Source organism: Pseudodesulfovibrio sp. 5S69, from assembly GCF_037094465.1.
Classification (GTDB): domain Bacteria; phylum Desulfobacterota; class Desulfovibrionia; order Desulfovibrionales; family Desulfovibrionaceae; genus Pseudodesulfovibrio; species Pseudodesulfovibrio methanolicus.
This window is the reverse complement of record NZ_CP146609.1, coordinates 2,915,571-2,937,341: the sequence shown is the minus strand read 5'-3', so window position 1 is coordinate 2,937,341 and position 21,771 is coordinate 2,915,571. Positions and strand designations below refer to the sequence as shown.

20 protein-coding genes are annotated in these 21,771 nt (G+C 62.7%); 11 read left to right on the top strand and 9 right to left on the bottom strand.

Going from position 1 to position 21,771, the window contains the following annotated elements; genetic code table 11:
* Positions 1-9 precede the first annotated feature (9 nt).
* Complete coding sequence (locus tag V8V93_RS14045) at positions 10-669, top strand: potassium channel family protein (protein WP_338667219.1); 660 nt, start codon at positions 10-12, stop codon at positions 667-669.
* Positions 670-684: 15 nt separating this feature from the next.
* Complete coding sequence (gene aroC / locus V8V93_RS14040; protein WP_338667218.1) at positions 685-1,749, top strand: chorismate synthase; 1,065 nt, start codon at positions 685-687, stop codon at positions 1,747-1,749.
* A 199-nt stretch (positions 1,750-1,948) separates the two neighbouring features.
* On the opposite strand, the gene V8V93_RS14035 is transcribed toward aroC, so the two are convergent.
* The 3 genes from V8V93_RS14035 to V8V93_RS14025 all read right to left on the bottom strand — a co-directional run bounded on the left by V8V93_RS14035 (position 1,949) and on the right by V8V93_RS14025 (position 5,986).
* Positions 1,949-2,578 carry a DUF2238 domain-containing protein gene (locus V8V93_RS14035; protein WP_338667217.1) on the bottom strand — a complete coding sequence of 210 codons (630 nt, stop codon included), beginning with the start codon at positions 2,576-2,578 and terminating at the stop codon, positions 1,949-1,951.
* A gap of 3 nt (positions 2,579-2,581) precedes the next feature.
* Positions 2,582-2,920 (bottom strand): hypothetical protein, encoded by a 339-nt coding sequence (locus V8V93_RS14030; RefSeq protein WP_338667216.1) that lies wholly within the window; start codon positions 2,918-2,920, stop codon positions 2,582-2,584.
* A 351-nt stretch (positions 2,921-3,271) separates the two neighbouring features.
* Positions 3,272-5,986 (bottom strand): M16 family metallopeptidase, encoded by a 2,715-nt coding sequence (locus V8V93_RS14025; protein WP_422394370.1) that lies wholly within the window; start codon positions 5,984-5,986, stop codon positions 3,272-3,274.
* A gap of 422 nt (positions 5,987-6,408) precedes the next feature.
* Here V8V93_RS14025 and V8V93_RS14020 point away from each other — a divergent pair, with 422 nt between their 5' ends.
* The 6 genes from V8V93_RS14020 to V8V93_RS13995 all read left to right on the top strand — a co-directional run bounded on the left by V8V93_RS14020 (position 6,409) and on the right by V8V93_RS13995 (position 11,609).
* Positions 6,409-7,059 carry a succinate dehydrogenase/fumarate reductase cytochrome b subunit gene (locus tag V8V93_RS14020; protein ID WP_338667214.1) on the top strand — a complete coding sequence of 217 codons (651 nt, stop codon included), beginning with the start codon at positions 6,409-6,411 and terminating at the stop codon, positions 7,057-7,059.
* A 13-nt stretch (positions 7,060-7,072) separates the two neighbouring features.
* Positions 7,073-8,908 (top strand): fumarate reductase flavoprotein subunit, encoded by a 1,836-nt coding sequence (locus V8V93_RS14015; protein WP_338667213.1) that lies wholly within the window; start codon positions 7,073-7,075, stop codon positions 8,906-8,908.
* A 3-nt stretch (positions 8,909-8,911) separates the two neighbouring features.
* Positions 8,912-9,649, top strand: a complete 738-nt coding sequence (locus V8V93_RS14010; protein ID WP_338667212.1) for a fumarate reductase iron-sulfur subunit — start codon at positions 8,912-8,914, stop codon at positions 9,647-9,649.
* Positions 9,650-9,955: 306 nt separating this feature from the next.
* The gene (locus V8V93_RS14005; RefSeq protein WP_338667211.1) at positions 9,956-10,795 is read left to right on the top strand and encodes a fumarate hydratase; all 840 of its coding nucleotides are present in this window, start codon (positions 9,956-9,958) and stop codon (positions 10,793-10,795) included.
* Complete coding sequence (locus V8V93_RS14000) at positions 10,795-11,346, top strand: Fe-S-containing hydro-lyase (protein ID WP_338667210.1); 552 nt, start codon at positions 10,795-10,797, stop codon at positions 11,344-11,346. Before V8V93_RS14005 ends, V8V93_RS14000 begins: the two co-directional genes overlap by 1 nt.
* Before the next feature lie 92 nt (positions 11,347-11,438).
* Complete coding sequence (locus V8V93_RS13995) at positions 11,439-11,609, top strand: hypothetical protein (protein WP_338667209.1); 171 nt, start codon at positions 11,439-11,441, stop codon at positions 11,607-11,609.
* Between the two features lie 184 nt (positions 11,610-11,793).
* Here the strand turns inward: V8V93_RS13995 and V8V93_RS13990 are convergent, their stop codons facing one another.
* Positions 11,794-12,006: a hypothetical protein gene (locus tag V8V93_RS13990; protein WP_338667208.1), complete on the bottom strand. Its 213-nt coding sequence runs from the start codon at positions 12,004-12,006 to the stop codon at positions 11,794-11,796.
* Between the two features lie 308 nt (positions 12,007-12,314).
* Here V8V93_RS13990 and V8V93_RS13985 point away from each other — a divergent pair, with 308 nt between their 5' ends.
* Genes V8V93_RS13985 through V8V93_RS13975 form a run of 3 tightly spaced genes read left to right on the top strand, consistent with a single transcriptional unit; the run spans position 12,315 to position 15,675 of the window.
* Entirely contained in the window at positions 12,315-13,493 is a 1,179-nt protein-coding gene (locus tag V8V93_RS13985) for a PLP-dependent aminotransferase family protein (RefSeq protein ID WP_338667207.1), read from the top strand.
* 51 nt (positions 13,494-13,544) lie between these two features.
* Positions 13,545-15,254, top strand: a complete 1,710-nt coding sequence (locus tag V8V93_RS13980; protein ID WP_338667206.1) for an FAD-dependent oxidoreductase — start codon at positions 13,545-13,547, stop codon at positions 15,252-15,254.
* 25 nt (positions 15,255-15,279) lie between these two features.
* Complete coding sequence (locus V8V93_RS13975) at positions 15,280-15,675, top strand: response regulator (RefSeq protein WP_338667205.1); 396 nt, start codon at positions 15,280-15,282, stop codon at positions 15,673-15,675.
* A 206-nt stretch (positions 15,676-15,881) separates the two neighbouring features.
* Here V8V93_RS13975 and V8V93_RS13970 read toward each other — a convergent pair whose 3' ends face one another.
* From V8V93_RS13970 to V8V93_RS13950, 5 genes are all read right to left on the bottom strand, one after another.
* Entirely contained in the window at positions 15,882-16,889 is a 1,008-nt protein-coding gene (locus V8V93_RS13970; RefSeq protein WP_338667204.1) for an ABC transporter ATP-binding protein, read from the bottom strand.
* Between the two features lie 2 nt (positions 16,890-16,891).
* On the bottom strand, positions 16,892-17,863 hold the full coding sequence (locus tag V8V93_RS13965) for an ABC transporter ATP-binding protein (RefSeq protein ID WP_338667203.1): 972 nt from the start codon (positions 17,861-17,863) through the stop codon (positions 16,892-16,894).
* Positions 17,864-17,866: 3 nt separating this feature from the next.
* The gene (locus V8V93_RS13960) at positions 17,867-18,784 is read right to left on the bottom strand and encodes an ABC transporter permease (RefSeq protein ID WP_338667202.1); all 918 of its coding nucleotides are present in this window, start codon (positions 18,782-18,784) and stop codon (positions 17,867-17,869) included.
* A 1-nt stretch (position 18,785) separates the two neighbouring features.
* A complete protein-coding gene (locus tag V8V93_RS13955) occupies positions 18,786-19,763 on the bottom strand; it encodes an ABC transporter permease (protein ID WP_338667201.1) in 978 nt (325 codons plus the stop codon).
* 168 nt (positions 19,764-19,931) lie between these two features.
* Entirely contained in the window at positions 19,932-21,557 is a 1,626-nt protein-coding gene (locus V8V93_RS13950) for an ABC transporter substrate-binding protein (protein ID WP_338667200.1), read from the bottom strand.
* Between the last annotated feature and the right edge of the window lie 214 nt (positions 21,558-21,771).

Below are 21,771 nucleotides of genomic sequence, written 5' to 3'. Positions count from 1 at the left end.
AATTTTTCAATGCCTGCAAAAAAGGAAATCGCCGTCATCGGGCTGGGCAAGTTCGGGTACGCCCTGGCCAAGGCCCTGACCGAGCTCGGCCATTCCGTGGTCGGGGTGGACATCAACCCCGAGTACGTGCGCCGGGCCCAGGACATCATCGCCCAGGCCTACCAGGCGGACGCCACGGACGAGAAGATGCTCGGCCAGATCGGCATCAAAGAGCTGGACCGGGTCATCGTGTCCACGGGCGACTCCATGGAGGCGAGCATCCTGGTGGTCCTGAACCTCCAGGCCGTTGGGGTCAAGAACATCTGGGTCAAGGCCATCAGCGAGGCCCACGAGCGGGTGCTCTACAAACTCGGCGTGCCGTTCGTGGTCTTCCCCGAGGCCTTTGTGGCCGCCCAGATGGCCAACCGGCTGACCGCGCCGGGATTGCAGGAATACTTCGGCCTGGGCAAGGATGTGGCCGTGCGCGAAATCATCGTGGAGAACTGGATCGGAAAGACCTTGCGCGATCTCGACCTGACCAATAAGTACCAGGTGCAGGTCATCGCCTTCCGGCTGGCCGGGGATTCGGAGTTCCATTTCGTGCCCCAGGCGGACAGGGCGCTCAGGACCGGGGACGTCCTGGTCCTCCTCGGACGGACCGAGGACATCATGCGGGTCGACAAATTTTAGGGAACAGGAGCGAACATGAGCGGCAACACCTTCGGGCAGATATTCCGGCTGACCACCTTCGGCGAGTCTCACGGTGTGGGCCTGGGCGGCGTGGTGGACGGTTGCCCTCCGGGCATCCCCCTGGACGAGTCCATCATCCAGTCCGAGCTGGACCGACGCAGGCCCGGCCAGGGCGGGCTGGCCTCCACCACCCGCAATGAGCCGGACCAGGTCAAGATCCTGTCCGGTGTGTTCGAGGGTAAAACCACGGGCACGCCCATCGGCTTTTTCGTGGAGAACACCAACCAGCGCTCCCACGACTACTCCAAGATCAAGGACGTGTTTCGGCCCGGTCACGCCGACTTCACCTATAACGCCAAGTACGGGTTCCGCGACTACCGGGGCGGCGGGCGTTCGTCCGGCCGCGAGACCGTGTCCCGCGTGGCGGGCGGGGCCATCGCCCAGGAGTTGCTGCGGTTGGAGGGCATCTCCATCTACGCCTACACCGTGGAGTTCGGCGGCATCAAGGCCGAGGTCAAGGATATCGAGGGGGCCCAGGACCGGTCCTATTTCAGCCCGGACCCGGATATCGTCGAGACCTGGGACGAGCGCGTCATCAAGGTTCGCGACGACGAAGATACCCTGGGCGGGGTGGTCGAGGTTCGGGCTACCGGCTTGCCCGCCGGGCTTGGCGAGCCGGTCTTCGGCAAGTTCGACGCGCGCATCGCGGCGGCATTCATGTCCGTGGGCGCGGTCAAGGGCGTGGAGATCGGCTCGGGCATGGGGGCGGCGCGCTCCCTGGGCAGCGAGAACAACGACCCCATCGGCCCGGACGGCTTTCTGTCCAACAACGCGGGCGGCATCCTCGGCGGCATCTCGTCCGGGCAGGACGTCGTGGCCCGCGCCTACGTCAAGCCCATCGCGTCCATCCTTCAGGAACAGCAGACCATCACGGCCACGGGCGAGCCGACTTTCATCATGGTCGGCGGCCGCCACGACATCAGCGCCATCCCGCGCATCAACCCGGTGCTCAAGGCCATGATGGCTCTGACCATCGCGGACCTGCTCCTGCTCGACAGGCGGCTGGGCGTGCGCGATTAGCCGTCAAACGCCATTATGGAACGAAAGGGCCGGCGCACGAAAGTGTGTCGGCCCTTTGTATTGGGTGCATAAGATAATACGTCAAGCTGCGTAGCAGTAAACAAGCCACGCCGAAGGCGTCAAAGGGGTTCCAAGGGGGCATAGCCCCTTGGCCGCCGGCGGCGAAGTCACCCGTCCATCGCCGCGAAGCGGCCTTCAACTATTGATTTCCCAACCCAACCCGGCGCTCGGGCTTGATCCCGGAAAAGAAGAACAGCACCAGGGCGGTGACCGCGCCGAGCGTGTCGCAGAGCATGTCGGACTGGGCGTCCCAGATATCGCCCTGGGAGCCGAGGAATTCGATGCCCGCCTCGCCGCCCGCGGTCACGGCGTACCACCATTCGACGATCTCGTACCCGGCGGCCAGGGCCATGATCGCGAACAGGCCGAAGAGATAGGCCACCACCGGGCGGGCCAGGTTTTTGCGCGTCAGGTACTCGGCGATGGGGAAGGCGTAGAAGCCGATGGAGTAGTGCCCGACCCGGTCGAAGTGGTTGCGTTCGAAGCCGAACAGGTCGGTGACGAAGTCGAAGGGCACGTTGGCGAAGGTGTAGTGGCCGCCGATGGTGTGCAGGACCAGCCAGCAGGCCATGAGCACGTAGGCCAGGTTGGAGAAGCGGAAAAGCCGGTAGGTGGCCACCAGCAGCAGGAAGACCGCCATGATCGGGATGTTCTCGGCCCACCATACGTCGCGCATGACCGGGTTCACGGCCATGATCGTCCAGAAGATCGCGAACGCGGCGGCAAGCAGGTGAGGGAACCGGCGGGACAGGGCGGATTCGTTTTTCATAAGCTACTTGAGCTTTTTCAGGCGCACGGCCGTGCCGTAGCAGGAGTAGTACTTGTCGCCCTCGGGATGGAAGGCCACGGTTTCGCGGTAGCCGACAATGGCGTCCGCGTTGACGTCCACGGCCTGGGCCATGAGCCCGTAGAAGGCGTTGTCGAAGACGTAGCTGCGGCAGACGATGAGCCCGAAGGCGGACTGGATCTCCCGGCCCGGAACCGTCTCGGTGGTGACGATCTTCATCTTCCCGGCCATGTAGATGTCCTTGGCCAGGGTCAGCCGGTGATCGGTGCCGACTTCGTCCTTGTCCGTGGACTGTTTCCTGGGCGAACCGAATATGAGCGCCATGCGTCTCCCCTCGATGTGAGTAACTGAAAGTTGTTGCTCAGGATTTGTAGCGCACCACAGGGGCGGGGGCAAGCCCCCGGAAGGGAATGCCTCCGGCGGCCAGAGGGGGAAACTTTTGGGAAAAGTTTCCCCCTCAGGGCTCCCCCTTCCAAACTTTTTGTGTGCCTTCGGCAGGGGCGTCCGAACGCGGTAAGACGTCAATAGATACTGGGAACCGAATGCTTGTGCTCCTACCCCGCGAAGCGGCTATAGAAAGTTTGGGAAAAAGAGGGGATGGGGGGGCGGGGGTAGGGGAGGCACAAAAAAGCGGGCCGGTGCAACCGGCCCGCTTTTTTGTCGAGTAATGGCGATCTACGGGGTAACCTTCATGAGGTAGGCCTTGTCCGGGGTCAGGTATTTTTGGACCATATCCTGGATTTCGGCCGGGGTGACGGTCTGGGCCCGGTCGATGAGCTTTTGTTCGTAGTCGAGGTTGAATCCGCGCACCTGCAGGCTGGCGGCCTCGCGGCTGCGGGAGAGCAGGGACTGGTGCTCCTGGTAATAGTCGCCGGTCAGGATGTTTCGGGCGCGGTCGATTTCGTCCTGGGGCAGGGGAGTGGCGGCCAGGTTGGCCAGCACCTTTTTGAAGCCCGCAATGGACTGGTCGACCTTGTCCGGGCCGGTGCCGATGTACAGCGCCATGAACCCGGTGTTGCGGCTCTGCCAGAGCATGGCGGTGACCGTATAGGCCAGCCCCTGCTTGTCGCGCAGGTCGCGGAAGAGCAGGCCGGACTGACCCGCCAGGGCCGCGCGCAGCAGTTCGAGCTTGGCGGACGCCTCCTGGTCGGTCTTGCCCGGCGTGGGGAAGACCATCAGGATGTGCGCCTGGTTGCGGTCGGGCAGATGGAGGTCGTCCTCCATGGCCTGGCCCCACTCGGGGGTGGTGAAGGCGTACGCGCCGGTGGGCGCGGTCAGGGTCTTGGCGATGTTCGTCGCGAATTGCTCCATGGCTGCCTGGTCGAAATCACCGCACACGGCCAGGGTGAACGGGTGCATGGACTGGCGGCTCCAGAAGCGGATGATGTCGGCCGTCGTGAATTTTTCCACGCCCTCGGGGGTGCCCATGTGGAGCAGGGCATAGGGGCCGGTCTTGTACAGGAACGGGAAGAGGTGGCGGAAGGCCAGGCCGAGCGGCCGGTCCTCGCTCTGCTTGATGCCCGCGATCTGATCCTGTTTGGCACGTTCCACCTCGGTCTGGTTGAAGGCCGGTCCGGTCAGGGTCTCGGCCAGGACCGGCAGGACCTGGTCCGTGAACCGGGTGGGGAACTTGGCCTCCACGGCGAAGACGTTGCGCCCGGCGGTGGAGCCCAGGCTGGCCGCGTGGTCGGACAGGAAGTCCTGCATTTCGGTGGCGGACATCTTCAGGGTCCCGCGCGTCAGGGCGGCGGCCGTCAAGGCGGCCAGCCCCTGCTGGGAGGGATCGAGTTCGCCGTCGCCGCCGGTCCAATACATGGACATGGCCGTATAGGGCAGGGTCTCGTCAGGCAGAAGGATCAGCTTGGAGCCGCCGGGCAGAGCGACCTCGGCCGGTCCCGTGGCCTGTTTGGCGGCCTGCTTGGCCTTGGCCGCCTTCTTGGAGGGCCAGTTGGCCTTGGTGATGCCGGTCAGGCCGTCGGCCGAGACGGGTGCGTTTTCCGGCGTGAGCACGGCCAGGGTCAGCCGGTCGGGCCGGATGTACTCGTCGAAGAGCCGCTTCAACTCGTCGCGGTTCACCTGGCTCAGGGAGAAGAGGTAGTTCTTCTCGGCCTGCTCGCCATTGTCCAGGAACTGGAAGTAGCCGAGCTTTCCGGCCAGGCCGGACAGGGTTTCCTTGGCCAGGAACAAGGAATTCTGGAGGTTCAGGCGGGCGCGTTCGATCTCGCGGTCCGTGAAGTCCGCCGGATTGAAGGTGGCCATCTCCTTGTTCAACTCGGTCCAGAACTCGTCCACCTTGTCCGCGTCGAGCACGGCGTGGACGTAGAGCATACCGCCGCGCTCCAGGGAGAGGGGCGAGACCGAGATGTCGTCGACCAACTGCTTGTCGTACTTGAAGGTCCGGTACAGGCGCGAGGTGTCGTCCCCGCCGAGCAGTTGGCAGAGCATCTCCAGGCCGGGGATCTCGGCCGAGGTACCATAGGGGATGGGAAAGGCCGCGCCCATGTAGACCTTGTTCCACTTGCCGGTCAGCTTGACCACGCGGGGGCCGTCGCCCGCCTCGGGAACGGGCAGGGGAGTGGGAGGCGTGAAGGAGCGGGTGTTGACCAGGGAGCCGACCAATTGGTTGGCCTCGGCCAGAATCTTGTCGGGATCGACCTTGCCGACCACGGCCAGGAGCATGGACTGCGGCTGATAATGGTCTGCGATGTACTGCTTGATCTGCGGCCGGGTGATGCCGGACACGGTCTCGCGGGAGCCGATGATCGGCCACTCGTAGCTGGTGTCCTTCCAGACCATGGATTGCAGGGTCTTGAAGAGTTTGCTGGTGGGCGTGTCCTCGCCGCGTTCGAGTTCTTCGAGTACGACCTTCTTTTCGCTTTCCAGTTCTTTGGGATCGATGGTCTGGTGGAAGGCCATGTCCGTGACCACGTCCATGCCGAGCTTCCACCGGGCCTCGGGGACCTCAACGTAATAGACGGTGTAGTCGAAGCTGGTGGCCGCGTTCAGGCTGCCGCCCACGGACTCGATCTGCCGGGCGGTCTCGCCGGGGCCGCGTTTGTCCGTGCCCTTGAAGACCATGTGCTCAAGCAGGTGGCTGATGCCCGCGATGTCGGGCGTCTCATAGGCGCTGCCCGCGTGCACGTACAGGCGGACGTTGACCAGCGGGAAGCGGTCGTCCTCCTTGATGAGCACAGTCAGCCCGTTCTTGAGCTTGACGATGTGCGTGGCCGCCTGGTCGGAGCCGTCCAGGGAAGGAAGGGACGCCGCCTTGGCGATCGTCGGGGCCGGGGCCGGTGTCGGGACGGTTTCGGTGCGATTATTCATGGATGCAGTTTTGCAGCCCGCAAGGGCCAGCATAAGCCCCGCAAGCAATAACAGTTTTCGGAACATGGATAGAACTCCATAAATTGGTCTTTCTCTCTCTTTTCAACATCAAAATGATTTTCGGTGCGATAAACAAGATAAGTCCGATTGCCGGGCTGGCAAGCGGGACCGGGGTTTCATGGCCTGAGCAGTCAAACATCCTAACCGAGGAGGGCCGAAATGGGAACCGGAAATGCGCCCGGTCGGGACCGGGGCGGCCTTAGGCTTCCGGAAGTGTTTTTTTTCGAGCCGGTGCGAAAAAAGGCGTCCATGGCCGAAGCGGCTATTTGACCGTGCAATCAAAGCCTTTTTTCCCGGATGGGCGGGCTGCGACGGGGGGGAAGAGCCGTTGAGATGGGGTTGGAGATATTGACAAATTTCTTTTTTCAAGACTACGTTGGCAAACGATTGTCTAGGGTGCTTCTGGGTACAACCAAACGGAGGAATGAATGTCCATAAGTTACGCACCGGCTGGCAAATCCGGCAAGTGGGACGGCGCGTTGGATTGGCTGCAAATGCTGACCGGCGCCAGCCTGATTTTGTTCATGTGGTGTCACATGCTGCTGGTTTCCAGCGTCGTCATCAGCCCTCGGCTGATGAACGCCATCGCCGGGTTCTTCGAGGCGACGTATATGGCCCAGGTGGGCGGTCCGCTCATCTTTCTCGGCTTTCTGCTCCATTTCGTCCTGGCCGCTCGGAAGATTCCCTTCCGCGCCGAGGGCCAGAAGACCATCTGGCAGCACGCCCGGATGATGCATCACGGGGACACCTGGCTGTGGGTGGTCCAGATCGTTTCCGCCATGCTTATCCTGGTCATGGGGTCCATCCACATGTGGGTGGTCCTGACCGACCTGCCCATCACGGCGGCCAAGTCCGCCGCCCGCGTCCAGAGCGGATTCTGGGCCGTGTTCTATTTCTTCCTGCTCCCCCTGGCCGAGTTGCACGTGGGCATCGGCTTCTACCGCATCGGGGTCAAGTGGGGATTCATCACGGACCGGGAGCGGGGCAAGTTCAAGCGCGGGGAGAACATGCTGACCGGCATGTTCATCGCCATCGGGCTGATCACCCTGATCCGCTTCCTGTTTTTGAGCATCAACTAACGGAGAATTTGCCATGCAGACTATCTACACCGATTTTCTTGTTGTCGGAGCGGGTCTGGCGGGCGAGCGCGCGGCCGTGGAAACGGCCGAAGCCGGATTCTCCGCCATCTGCCTGAGCCTGGTGCCGGCTCGCCGGTCCCATTCCTCCGCCGCCCAAGGCGGCATGCAGGCGTCCCTGGGCAATTCCGTCATGGGCGAGGGCGACGGCCCGGATGTCCATTTCGCGGACACGGTCAAGGGCTCCGACTGGGGCTGCGACCAGGAGGTCGCCCGCCTGTTCGCGGATACCGCGCCCATCGAGATGCGCCGCCTGGCCCATTGGGGCGTGCCGTGGAACCGCGTGGTTCCGGGCAAGTCCATCTACTACAAGGGCGGCAAGCAGTTCGAGAAGGTCGAGGCCGAGGAAAAGGAAGGGCTGATCATGGCCCGCTCCTTCGGCGGCACGGCCAAGTGGCGGACCTGCTACACCTCGGACGGCACGGGCCACGCGGTCATGTGCACCATGGACAACCGCTGCGCCGAGAAGGGCGTGGAGGTCCACGACAAGACCGAGGCCATCGCCCTGCTCCAGGATGGCGAGACCTGCTTCGGCGTGGTCGCCCGTTGCCTGCGTACGGGCGAGCTGCGCGTCTACCTGTCCAAGGCGACCATGATCGCGGCGGGCGGCTTCGGGCGCATCTATCCGAACACCACCAACGCGGTCATCTGCGACGGCGGGGCGCACACCATGTGCGTGGCCACCGGACTGGTGCCCATGGGCAACATGGAGGCGGTCCAGTTCCATCCCACCGGCATCGTGCCCACCGACATCCTGGTCACCGAAGGGTGCCGGGGCGACGGCGGCACCCTGCTCGACGTGGACGAGAAACGGTTCATGAACATCTATGAGCCGGAAAAGGCCGAACTGGCCTCCCGCGACGTGGTCTCCCGCTGGATGACCCACCACATGCGCGAGGGCCACGGCGTGAAGTCGCCCTACGGCGAGCATCTCTGGCTCGACATCCGCCACCTCGGCAAGGAGCACATCACCGGCAAGCTGCGCGAGGTCTACGAGATCTGCACCTCCTTCCTCGGCGTGGACCCCATCCACCAGCTCATCCCGGTGCGTCCGACCCAGCACTATTCCATGGGCGGCGTGCGCACCAACAAGGACGGCGCGGCCTACGGCCTCAAGGGACTTTTCGCCGCGGGCGAGGCCGCCTGCTGGGACATGCACGGCTTCAACCGGCTGGGCGGCAACTCCCTGGCCGAGACCGTGGTCGCGGGCGGGATCATCGGACGCAAGATCGCCGAATATCTTGAAGGCAGCGAGGCCGAGTTCAAGACCGGGCTGATCAACGACGAAGTCAAGAAGCAGCGGTCCCGCATCGACGCGCTGATCGAAGGCCGCGACGGTTCCGAGAACGTCTACAAGGTCCGCTCTGCCATGCAGGACGCCCTGCACAAGGGCGCGAACATCTTCCGCACCCAGGAGGGCCTCGAAAAGTGTGTGGCCGACCTGCAGGAGGTGCTGATCCGGGCCAAGAAGATCGGGCTGCGCTCCAACGGCAAGGGGGTCAACCCCGAGTTGGCCGCCGCGCTCAAGCTCGAAGGCCAGGTCAAGCTCGCTCTGATGGTCGCCTACGGCGCGCTCATGCGCACCGAATCGCGCGGGTCGCACAACCGCGAGGACTATCCTGCGCGCAACGACCGCGACTGGCTGACCCGGACTCTGGCCTACTGGAAGAAGCCCGAGGATACCCTGCCGACCCTCGAATACGAGCCGGCCTCCACCGTGGTGGAGATTCCGCCGGGCGACCGCGGCTACGGCCATGCGAAAATCATCAGCGCCGACGACAAGAAGGAATAGACCATGTCCAGATTACTCAAACTGAACATCTTTCGGTACAATCCCGAAGACGAGCAGTCCGCGCCGCACATGCAGGAGTTCGTCCTGGAAGAGACCGACTCCATGACCCTGTTCATCGCGCTCAACCGCATCCGCGAGGAGCAGGACCCCTCCCTGCAGTTCGACTTCTGCTGCCGGGCGGGCATCTGCGGCTCCTGCGGCATGGTCATCAACGGCCGTCCGGGCCTGGCTTGCCACACCAAGACCCGAGACCTGCCGGGCGAAATCACGCTCCTGCCCCTGCCGATCTTCAAGCTGGTCGGCGATCTGTCCGTGGATACCGGCACATGGTTCCGCGAGATGTACACCAAGACCGAATCGTGGATCCACACCAACAAGGCGTTCGATCCCACCGCGCTCGAAGAGCGCATGGACAACAAGGACGCCGTGGCCATCTACGAACTGGAACGGTGCGTGGAGTGCGGCTGCTGCATCTCCGCCTGCGGCACCGCCCGATTGCGTGAGGACTTCATGGGCGCGGCCGCGCTCAACCGCGTGGCCCGGTTCCTCATCGACCCGCGCGACCAGCGGACCGACCGCGACTACTACGAGATCATCGGCAATGATATGGGTATCTTCGGCTGCATGGGCCTGCTGGCCTGCGAAGACGTCTGCCCCAAACACCTGCCGCTGCAAAACCAGCTCGGCTTCCTGCGACGCAAAATGGGCATTACTTCCATAAAGCGTTTGTTTAGTAAGTAGTATGCCTCCGGCGGCCGGGGGAAAGGGAGGAAAAACCCTTTGAAAAGGGTTCTTTCCTCCCCTTCCCTCGGACCCCCATCCCCTCATTTTCCTAAACTTTTTGGTGCCGCTTCGCGGTGGAGGGGGACGGGAGGTCGGGTCGTTGTGCGGGGCTTTTCAATAGGTAAAGGGTGAGGTTCCTATCAATGCGTTCGCACGGCTTCGAGCGAAGCGAGCGATAAAAAGTTTTGAAGGGGAGTCCAGAGGGGAAACTTTTTCAAAAGTTTCCCCTCTGGCCGCCGGAGGCATCAATCGGAGGCTAACCGAATGAGAGAGATTCAAGGAAAGGATGTCATCGAGGCCGTGGCCGGGATGTGCATGCGGGGCAACACGGTGTTGCCCGCGGACGTGCGCCGGAAGCTGGAGCAGGCCATGGCCGCGGAGGATTCCCCCTCGGCAGTGGAGGTCCTGCGCCAGTTGCTGGAGAACGCGGACCTGGCGAGCGACACCAAGTTGCCGCTGTGCCAGGACTGCGGCCTGGCCGTACTGTTTGTGGAGGTCGGCGACGACTGCAAGGTGGTCGGGGGCAACCTGCGCGACCTGATCAACGAGGGCGTACGCAAGGGGTACGCGGACGGGTATCTGCGCAAGTCGGCTTGCGACCCGCTGACCCGGGCCAACACCGGTGACGGCATCCCGGCGATAATCCATTTCGACATGGTCCCGGGCGACAAGCTCAAGATCGCCTACATGGCCAAGGGCGGCGGGGCCGAGAACATGTCCCGCGTGACCATGCTCGCTCCGGCCCAGGGCTGGGAGGGCATCAAGAGGTTCGTGATCGAGCGGGTGGCCGAGGCCGGTCCGAACCCGTGTCCGCCGACCATCATCGGCGTGGGCATCGGCGGGACCTTCGAGCACGCGGCCAAGATCGCCAAGCGCGGCCTGCTGCGCAAGCTGGACGACGTCCATCCCGACCCCAAGATCGCGGCCATGGAAAAGGAACTGGAAGAGGCACTCAACGCGCTGGGCATCGGCCCCATGGGCCTGGGCGGCAAGACCACCGTGCTCGGCGTGAAGATCACCCTGGAACCGTGCCACCTGGCCAGCCTGCCGCTGGCGGTCAATGTCCAGTGTCACTCCCAGCGGCACGAGGAGGTCGTACTGTAATGGCCGAATACAAGCTGAACACGCCGCTGACGGACGAGGACATTGAGCAGCTCAAAGCCGGGGACGTGGTTTTCCTGTCCGGGACCATCTATTCTGCGCGCGACGCGGCCCACAAGAAGCTGGTGGAGCTGCTGGACGCGGGCAAGGAGTTGCCCTTCGAGCTGGAAGGCTCGGCCATCTATTACGTGGGGCCGAGCCCGGCTCCTCCCGGCCGGCCCATCGGCTCGGCCGGACCGACCACTTCCTACCGCATGGACACCTACGCCCCGAGGCTGCATTCGCTCGGCATGAAGGCGTCCATCGGCAAGGGCAAACGCTCCGATGAGGTCAAGGCGGCCATGAAGGAATACAAGGGCGTCTATTTCGGGGCCACGGGCGGGGCGGGCGCGTTGTTGTCCAACTCCATCGTGGAATCCACGGTCATTGCCTTCGAGGAACTGGGCCCCGAGGCTGTGCGCAAAATGAAAGTCAAGGATTTCCCGCTGCTGGTCATCAACGACTGCCACGGCGGCGAATTATACGTCAAACCGAGGCTTGACACGGTCGGGTAATTGATTCACGAAGGGGGCGGGACGCAGGGCGCCCCGCCCCGATAAGCACACCGCATCGGGGAGGTTTTAGTCCAGGATACCAGAGGTTTATCATGGAACATGCATACTTTGAGAACGTGGAAAACCACGAAGAAGCCAGCAAGAACGACAACATCTACACTCCGTATCCCGGTGCGGACGAAAAGTATGATGACGGTTCCGACTGGCGTCTCTACAATCCCGACAAATATCGCGACCCGAATTGGTCTCCGGATAAGGAATAATGCAAAAGGGGCCCCGTGGCCCCTTTCTCCATTGTTTCGTATCCGTCAGGCCTAGCTGACTCTTTCCTCGTCTCTTCCCGCGGAATCGTCCTTCACGCCTAGTCGGCGAACATACTGTCGAAACGGCTCAGGCCTTGCGGTCCGGTGGCCCTGATCTTTTGTTGCGTTCTGTTGAACCGGTGGATCAGGCGGTCGTCGGTATCGCGGCTGAAGGCGAAGTACCGAGACTCATCGTCGAAGGGGAATAGACGGTGAAGTCCTCCGCTCGCAACCCCGGGCCCGCCAGATGGTCCGCCGCCCCGAGTTCAGTGGACGCGAACAGGTCCGCCTCGTCGATGTCGGGCCGGCGCAGGGCCTGAACGTGGCCCGCGCTGCATTGCCGCCGTTTCGCGTCCATGCCGTCCGCCTCTTCGCCGGGGCTTTCTATATATTGGGCTTGACTCTTTTCCGATAATAGTTATTTTTAATTTGCAATTGCCGTTGCTGCCGGGCGGAGCGTTTCCTGTCCGGGCACGTGACGGCCGGACCGCATGGTACATGCATATTCTCCTCTTCTTGCCCCTGAGGACCGGATTGATCCCCGGTCCTCTTTTTTTGTGCGCCGGAACCCTTCGCCGTTGCGTGGATTTTCCCGTCTGTGACAGGCGCATCCCCTTGCAAGGGGGCCGCTTTCAGAGTATCCCAAATGGCTTGAAGGAGAAAATCATGTCCCAACATTTCGCCCGGAGGATGAGTACCGTTCACCGCTCGTTCATCCGGGAAATTCTGAAAGTCACGGCCGACCCGGAAATCATTTCCTTTGCGGGCGGCCTGCCCAACCCCGAACTCTTCCCCGTCGCCGCCATGGATGCGGCCGCCCACGAGGTCTTTACGGACATCGGGGCGAACGCCCTGCAGTATTCGACCACCGAGGGCGATGCGGGGCTCCGTGCCATCATCGCCGAGCGGTACGAGAAGCGCGGCCTGACCGTGGACCCGGACACCGTCCTGGTGACCACCGGTTCCCAGCAGATTCTCGATATCTGCGGCAAAGTCTTCATGGACCGGGGCAGCAAGGTGGTCATCGAGCGGCCCGGCTACCTCGGGGCCATCCAGGCGTTCTCGCTGTTCGAGCCCGAATTCGTCCCCATCTCCCTGGAGGACGACGGGCCGAACCTCGTTGAACTGGAGGCGGCCTTCCAGGACGGGGCCAAGTGCTTCTACGCGGTGCCCAACTTCCAGAACCCGTCGGGCGTGAGCTACTCCCTGGAGAAGCGCAAGGGCGTGGCGGCCCTGGCCGACCGGTACGGCGTGCTTTTCGTGGAGGACGACCCCTACGGCGAACTGCGCTTTTTGGGCGAGGACCTGCCGAGCGTTTTCTCCTTCTGCGAAAAGAAGGGGCTGCTATGCGGCTCGTTCTCCAAGATCGCCGCGCCGGGTTTCCGCATCGGTTGGGTAGTCGCTCCGGAGAAGGATATCTACGACAAGCTGGTCATCGCCAAGCAGGCGGCCGACCTGCATACCTCCACCGTGGCCCAGGCGATCATGCGCCGATACCTGGAGACCAACGACATCGAGTCCCACGTGGCCCTGATCAAGGACCGCTACGGCCGCCAGCGGGAATGCATGGTCGAGATGATCGGCCGGTATTTCCCGGAGGGCGTGGTCATCACCAGGCCGGAGGGCGGCATGTTTCTGTGGGCGACCATGCCCGAGGGTTGTTCGAGCATGGAGCTTCTGGACATGGCCATTCGGGACAAGGTGGCCTTCGTGCCCGGCAGGCCGTTTTATGTGGACGGCTCGGGCGAGAACACCCTGCGCCTGAACTTTTCCAATTCGGACGAGGCTCGGATCGAAGAGGGCATCAAGCGGCTCGGCAAGTCCATCGCTTCGTTCCTGAAGTAACGCGGCGGGCGCGAGGGACGCCCGCGGCTCAAGATACCAAGGATGAGTTTTATGTCTCAGCACATTGTTGTCATCGGCGGCGTGGCCCTCGGGCCCAAGGCTGCCTGCCGTTTCAAGCGGCTGGAACCCGAATCCACGGTTACCATGATCGACCAGACCGCCATGATCTCCTATGGCGGTTGCGGCATTCCCTATTACGTGTCCGGCGACGTGTCGGACGCCTCCGAGTTGTGCACCACCAGCTTTCATATGGTCCGCGACCCCAAATTCTTCAAGGAAGTCAAGGGGGTTGATGTCCGCATCCTGACCAAGGCCACGCGCATCGACCGCGAGAACAAGTGCGTGGAGGTCGAGAACGTCCAGACCGGCGAGAAAGAAACCATTTCCTATGACAAGCTGGTCATCGCTACCGGCGCCTCCCCGCGCAGGCTGGGGCTGCCCGGCGAGGATCTCAAGGGCGTCAACTACGTGGCCAACCCCGGCGACGCCACGCGCATCCGCGAGGCCATCTCCAAGGGCGAGGTAGGCAACGCCGTGATCATCGGCGCGGGCTTCATCGGCCTGGAAATGGCCGAGGCGTTCGCCGACATGTGGGGCGTGGAGACCTCGGTGGTGGAGATCATGGATCAGATCATGCCCCGCCTGGTCAGCCCGACTCTGGCCACCATGGGCCGCAAGCACATGGAGGAAAACGGGGTATCCTTTTATTTCGGCGAGACCGTCAAGGCCATCGAGGGCGAGGACGGCGTGGTCAAGCGCGTGATCACCAGCGAGCGAGTGCTCGATGCGGACGCCGTGATCATCTCGGCGGGCGTTGTCCCCAACTCGGACATCGCCAAGGAAGCCGGACTGGCCGTGCACGAGCGCGGCGGTGTATATGTGGACGAGTTCATGCGCACCAACGACCCGGACATCTATGCGGGCGGCGACTGCTGCATCGTTCCGAACCTGGTCACCGGCAAGGACGCCTTCCTGCCGCTGGGTTCCATGGCCAACCGCCAGGGCCGCATCATCGGCTCCAACCTGGCGGGCGGATCGGCCAAGTTCGACGGCGTGGTCGGCTCGTTCGTGGTCAAGCTGTTCGAGACCTCCATGGCGGGCACGGGGTTGAGCCTGGATTCGGCCAAGGCGGCCGGTTTCGACGCCATGTCCGTGTTGCTCATCCAACTGGACCGGGCGCATTTCTACCCGACCAAGCAGCTCATGACGCTGGAGATGGTTGTGGACAAGCCCACCCGACGCGTACTCGGCGTGCAGGGCTTCGGCTCCTCGGGCGATGCCATGGTGGGCCGCATCAACGCGGTGGCCGCCATCCTGAAGTCTTCCCCGACCATCGACGACGTGTCCAATATGGAGTTGGCCTATTCCCCGCCGTTTGCCGCGGCCATGGACATCCTGAACAGCCTGGCCAACCTGGCGGACAATGCCCTCGCGGGCATCAACCGCGGCGTGGGTCCGGCCGGATTCAAGGAATTGTGGGACAATCGCGACAAGGACGCCTGTTTCTTCCTGGACTGCCGGGAAAAGGGCGACGCCGACCCGTTTGTGGAACGCAACCCGGAATTCTGGCACAACGTCCCGCAGGGCGAAATTTACGACCGTCTGGACGAAATCCCCGAGGACCGGCCCATCGTGCTGGTCTGCAACACCGGGGCACGCTCCTACGAGGCGCAGATCATGCTCGATGCGAAGGGCTACAAGGATGTGACCAATATTCACGGCGGCATGGCGGCCCTCAAAAAGTACGGCATCGATCTCTAAGAACGACACAAGCGCTGGAAGCGGCGTGCGGTTCCTGATCGTCGACGACGACGAGAGCATATATCTCTTTCTGCAGGTCATCCTGGCCCCCTACGGGGAGTGCGTCACGGCTGCGACCGGCGAGTGCGCGGTGGAGATGTTTTCGAGGGCACGGGACGAGGGGTGCCCCTACGACGTTGTCCTCATGGATGTCCTGATGCCCGGCATGGACGGGCACCAGGCGGCGGAATTGATGCGTGCGCGCGAGAAGAAGGACGGCGTGTCCGAGTCCGACAGCTTCAAGCTGGCCATGATCACCTGTGTGGTCGACGACACCAGTGTGGACAAGGCGTTCTTCAACACCAGGGCGTCCATCTACATCGTCAAGCCCCTGGATCGGGACAAGGTGGTCAGCGAGCTCAAAGAGCACTTCATCATCTAGCCCGCCGGAACATAGCGAAACCAAAACGGCGCACTTCCAAAGAGTGCGCCGTGTTTTTATTCAACGACAAATCGCTGGCCCACCCCGCGAAGAGGCCACAAAAAGTTTGGGAAGAGAGAGGGATGGAGGGCCGGGGGCCGGGGAAGGGGAGAGGGACAACCCTTTTTAAAGTGTTTCCCTCTCCCCTTCCCCCGGCCGCCAGAGGCCTATATACGGCCTTCCTCGACGCCGTGGCAGGCGACCACGGTGCCGTTGTCGAGGGTTCGCTGCTTGGGGATTTCCCGGGAGCAGCGCTCGTTGGCGTGCGGACACCGGCCATGGAAGACGCAGCCGGTGGGCAGGTTGATGGGCGTGGGCACATCGCCGGACAGTTTGACGTGTCCCCCGGCCTTGCCGCCGAGCCGGGGAATGGCGGACAGCAGAGCCTGAGTATAGGGATGCTTCGGGCTGGTGAACAGCTCCCTGGCCGTGGCCAGCTCGCAGACGCAGCCGAGGTACATGACCAGCACGCGGCTGGAGATGTGTTCGACCACGCTCAGGTCGTGGCTGATGAACAGGTAGGTCAGTCCGCGCTGCTCCTGGGCATCCATGAGCAGGTTGAGGATCTGGGCCTGGATGGACACGTCCAGCGCGGCGATGGGCTCGTCGGCCGCGATGAATTCCGGGTCGAGGACCAGGGCGCGGGCGATGGAGATGCGCTGGCGCTGGCCGCCGGAGAATTCGTGCGGGAAGTTGGTGGCCCAGACCGGGTCCACGCCCACCTGGCACATGACTTCGGCCACGCGGTCACGGACCTCGTCGCGGTTCATGTCCGGGTTGTGGAAGCGGACAGGCTCCTCCAGGATCTGGCGCACGGTCATGCGCGGGTTCAGGGAGGCGTACGGGTCCTGGAAGACCATCTGCATCTTGGTCCGGTAGGGGAGCATCTTGCCGGAACTGAGGTTGTCGATGCGCGCGCCCCGGTAGTGGATCTCGCCCTTGTTGGGGCGGTACAAGCCCATGACCGTGCGGGCCAGGGTGGACTTGCCGCAGCCGGACTCGCCGACCACGCTCAGGGTCTCGCCCGCCTCGACGTCCAGCGAGACGCTGTTGACCGCCTTGACCACGGTCTTCTTGCGGCTGATCTTGCCGCCGGTGAACCGGAGTTGGTCGATGACCGAGCCGGAGATGTCGAAGTGTTTGTCGATGTCCTTGACTTCGAGGATGGCACTCATGGTTATTCGCCTCCTTCGGACATGAAACAGGCAACCTGCGTCCCGTTCTCGAGTTCATGGAGTTTGGGGATTTCCGTCTTGCAGCGGTCCATGCAGACCGTGCAGCGCGGCTCGAAGGGGCAGCCCTTGGGCATGTTCAGCAGGGAGGGCATCATGCCGGGAATCTGGTTGAGCCTCCGCTCGCCGCCCGCCATCTGCGGGAGGGCCTGGATGAGCCCCTTGGTGTAGGGGTGCTGCGGGTTGCTGATGAGCTGGTCGGCTGCACCGAGCTCGACCACCTTGCCCGCGTAGAGCACGGCGATGCGCTGGGTGACCTCGGAGACCACGGCCAGGTCGTGGGTGATCAGGATGAGCCCCATGTTTTCCTTCTCGCACAGTTCCAGGAGGAGGTCCATGATCTCGGCCTGGATGGTCACGTCGAGCGCCGTGGTGGGCTCGTCCGCGATGATCAGCTTGGGGTTGGTCAACAGCGAGATGGCGATGACGATGCGCTGGCGCATGCCGCCCGAGAACTCGTGCGGGTACTGCTTGAGCCGTTTTTCCGGGGAAGGGATGTAGACCTTGCGCAGCTTGTCCAGGCAGATGGCCTCGGCTTCCCTGTCCGAGACCTTCATGTGCGCCAGGATGGTCTCCTTCATCTGGGTGCCGATGGTCAGCACCGGGTTCAGCGTCATCATGGGGTCCTGGAAGATCATCGAGATCTCGTTGCCTCGGATGTGGCGCATCTGGTCGTCGTTGAGCTTGGTCAGGTCCCGGCCGTCGAAGAGTATCTGGCCGCCGGTGATCCTGCCGGGTTTGGAGATGAGGTTGATGAGCGAGAAGCCGAGCACGGATTTGCCCGCGCCGGACTCGCCGACAATGCCGAGGCGTTCGCCTTTGTTTATGACCAGGCTGACGTCGCGCACGGCCCGGACCCTGCCGGAGCGCAGCTCGAAGTCCACGCGCAGGTTCTTGATGTCTATGAGTTTTTCCACGCCTTACCCCTTGTAGAGTTTGGGGTTGAGGAAGTCCCGGACCCAGTCGCCCAGGAGATTGATGACCAGGATCAGGGTGACCAGCAGGATGCCGGGGAAGATGGTGATCCACCAGGAGCCGGAGAAGATGTACTCGAAACCGGCGGTGATCAGGGATCCCAGCGAGGGCTTGGTCACGGGCATGCCCAGTCCCAGGAAGGACAGGGCCGCCTCGCTCATGATCGCGTTGGCCACCTGGACCGTGGAAATGACGAGGACCGGGGAGAGGGTGTTGGGCAGGATGTGCCGCCACATGATCCGGGTCTTGGACAGGCCTATGACCCGGGCCGCCTCCACGTATTCCTTCTTGCGTTCGGCCATCACCGAGGCGCGCACGGTGCGGGCGTATTGCGGCCATTCGGCCAGGCCGATGATGACGATGATCAGCGGCACGGCCACCTCGTCATATCCGGCCACGCCGAAGGCGGCCTGGACGATGGCGCCGATGAAGATGGCCACCATGTAGGTCGAAAACGATAGCTGGACGTCGGCGATGCGCATGAGGATGTTGTCCAGCCGCTTGATGTACCCGGAGAGCAGGCCGACCACGATACCGATGAAGGCCTGGAGACAGACCGCGCCGATGCCGATGATGATGGACACGCGCATGCCGTAGAGCATGGTCGAGAGCATGTCTCGCCCCTGGGCGTCGGTGCCGAGCAGGAAGCTCGCGTTGCCGCCGTGTTCCCACACGGGCGGGACCTGCGCGTTCATGATGTCGATGGTTTTGGTGTTGTACGGGTCGTGCGGGGCGATGATCGGCGCGGCAAAGGCTGTGAAGACCAGCACGGCCAGGATGGCGAAGCAGGTCACGGCCATGGGGTCGCGCAGGAAGCTGTAGAGCATGTAGGATTCTTTGAAACGTTGCCAGCGGGTTCTCATGCTACTGCCTCCCTGCCACGCGGACCGTGGGGTTGACCAGGCCGTAGATGATGTCCACCAGCGTGTTCACGAGCACGAACACGATGCCCACGAAGACCAGGTAGGCGACCATGAGCGAGGTGTCGGACCGCTCCACGGACTCGATGAACATGGAACCCATGCCCTGCCACTGGAAGACGGTCTCGGTCAGGATGGTGAAGGCCACCATGATGCCGAGCTGCACGCCGCCCACGGTGATGACCGGGAGCAGGGTGTTCTTGAAGGCGTGGACGATCCAGACGCGCCAGGGCTTGATGCCCTTGGCCCAGGCGAACTTGACGTATTCGCTCTCCAGGACCTCCATCATCTCGGAGCGGATGAGCCGGATGAACAGCGGGAGCATGATGGAGGACAGGGCGATGGACGGCATGATCAGGTGCTTGAGCCCGTCCGCCGTGAGCAGGCCGGAGTCCCACCAGCCGAACAGGAGCACGGTCTGCCCCCGTCCGTAGGACGGCAGCCAGTGCAGCTCCACGGAAAAGATGTAGATGAGCAGGATGGCCGTGAGAAAAACGGGCATGGACACCCCGACGATGGACCCGCCCATGACGAACCGGGAAAAGAAGCTCTTGGGCCGGATGGCCGAGTAGATACCGAGCGGGATGGACAGGACCACGATGATCAGCGCGGCGCAGAAGACCAGCTCCAGGGTGGCCGGGGCCTTCTTGACGATGACCTCGGTGGCCGGCTTCTTGAAGAAATAGCTCTGGCCCAGGTCGCCGTGCAGGGCGTCGCGCAAAAAGCGCACGTACTGCACCGGAAACGGATCGTTGAGGCCGAGGCGTTCGCGGATTTGCGCCCGCTCTGCCGCCGTGACCCGCTGCCCCACAAGGTCGCGGATCGGATCGCCGAAGTTGTGCTTGATGGCGAATCCGATGAAGCTGATGATCAGCATGACGATCACGGCTTGCAGGATTCGCTTTACGGTGAATGCAAACATGTTGGCTCGTTAACGTTTATGTTCTCCGGCCACAGGATTGTGGGCCGGGCTCGGGAGGACCGCAACAGTTCCGGCTTCGGGGCCGTTCTTTTGTATGAAAGGGGAACCCAGGCGAGGCCGGGGTTCCCCTTTATTGTTATTTTACGGTTAATGCAAGTCGCCGGAACGCTAATTGATGACCAGATCGCCGAAGTACGGGAAGTTCATGACGTTCACGATGTCTTCGGTGTTCATGTTGGACTTGGAGGCCCAAGACAGGTTCTGCCAGTGCAGCGGGATGAAGCCCGCTTCGTTGTACTGGATTTCCTCGACTTCCTGCAGGTCGGCAGCGCGCTTGGCCGGATCGGTCTCGGTCTGCGCGGCCAGGGTCAGTTCGTCCACCTTGGCGTTGCAGTAGTTGCCGGAGTTGTACTGGCCGTAGCCGGTTTCGGCGTTGCGGCACATGGACAGGAACTCGAAGAAGTTGCCGGAGTCCTCGGTGTCGGAGTGCCAGCCGATCATCTGAATGTCGGCCACCTGGGCGTCGAACTGATCCCAGTACTGCGCCTTGGGCATGGTCTTCAGCGAGATCTTGATGCCGATCTTGGACATCATGGAGGCGAAGGCCTCGGAGATCTTTTCGTCGTTCACGTAGCGGTTGTTGGGGGCGATCATGGTCGCCTCGAAACCGTTGGGGTAGCCGGATTCGGCCATCAGGGCCTTGGCCTTGTCGAGGTCGAAGCGGGGCACCAGGGAATCGACATGGCCGACGTAGCCCTGCGGGGACATCTGGCCGGCCGCGGTGGCGAAGCCGTTCATGATCTTCTCGACCACGCCCTGGTTGTCATAGGCGTAGGCCATGGCCAGGCGGACCTTGGGGTCGGCCAGGGCCGGGTTGCGCTTTTCGTTCAGCTGGTAGGTGATGATGCGCGAGCCGGACATGGTCACGAGCTGCAGGCCGTCGGTGGAACGGATGCGGTCCAGGTCCTGCGGAGGCACGGGCATGACGAAGTCCACGTCGCCGGACATAAGGGCGGCGGTGCGGGTAGCGTCATTCTTGATCGGGGAGAGGATGATCTCCTGAACGTTGCCGGTGTCCTTGTTCCAGTAGTCCTTGAACCGGGTGAAGACGGTCTTCACGCCCTGCTCGCGGCTGGTGACCACGAAGGGACCGGTGCCGGACTCGTTCTCGTTGGCAAAGGAGTAATCGGTCTTGATGATGGCATCCTTGGGTTTGCCCTTGTCGTCGGTGCCGGTGTAGAACTTGGAGTCCATGGGGAAGATGTAGGTAGCCATGTTCAGCACCAGGCCGTAAGGCTTCTTGGTGACCAGGTCCACGGTGTAGTCATCCACGGCCACGGCGCCGGTGAAGGGCTCGAAGAGACCCTTGTAGTCGTCGGACTTCTTCAGGCGGTCCAGGGTGAAGACCACGTCCTTGGCGGTGAAATCGTTGCCGGAATGGAACTTGACGCCCTTGCGCAGGTGAAAGCGCATGGTCAGGTCGTCGATGCGTTCCCAGCTCTCGGCAAGGCGGGGCACGAAATTCATGTCTTTGTCGTAGCGAACCAGCGGGTCGAAGACCAGGTGGGAGTACTGCAGCATGCCGCCGGACAGCTGGACATGGGGATCGAGGGACACCGGGTCGGCATCCATGGCGAGCTTGAGGGTGACTTTTTCAGGGGCAGCGGGGGCGGCTTTCTCGGCTGCCTCTTTCTTCTCTTCGCCGCTGCAGCCGACCAGCATGAGGGCGGCGACCAGCAGAGAGAGAACAAGCAGGGAGAATTTGCCGGCGGTTTTGAACGTCGACACTTTCATAGGTTATTCCTCCATAAATTAATCCGATTGCGCCAGCACGGGCGCGTTCCATACCTCTCGTGCACCCCTTCGGGCGCAGTCCGAAAAACAGTCTCGTTCGGGGGTTGCGCGCAACCCCCGAGGCAGCGTAGTTTCATCGGACGAAAACGAAACATTCATACACGCTTCGTCAGGCTTTAACAATAGCGTAATGAATTTGGCGACACACGTGTGG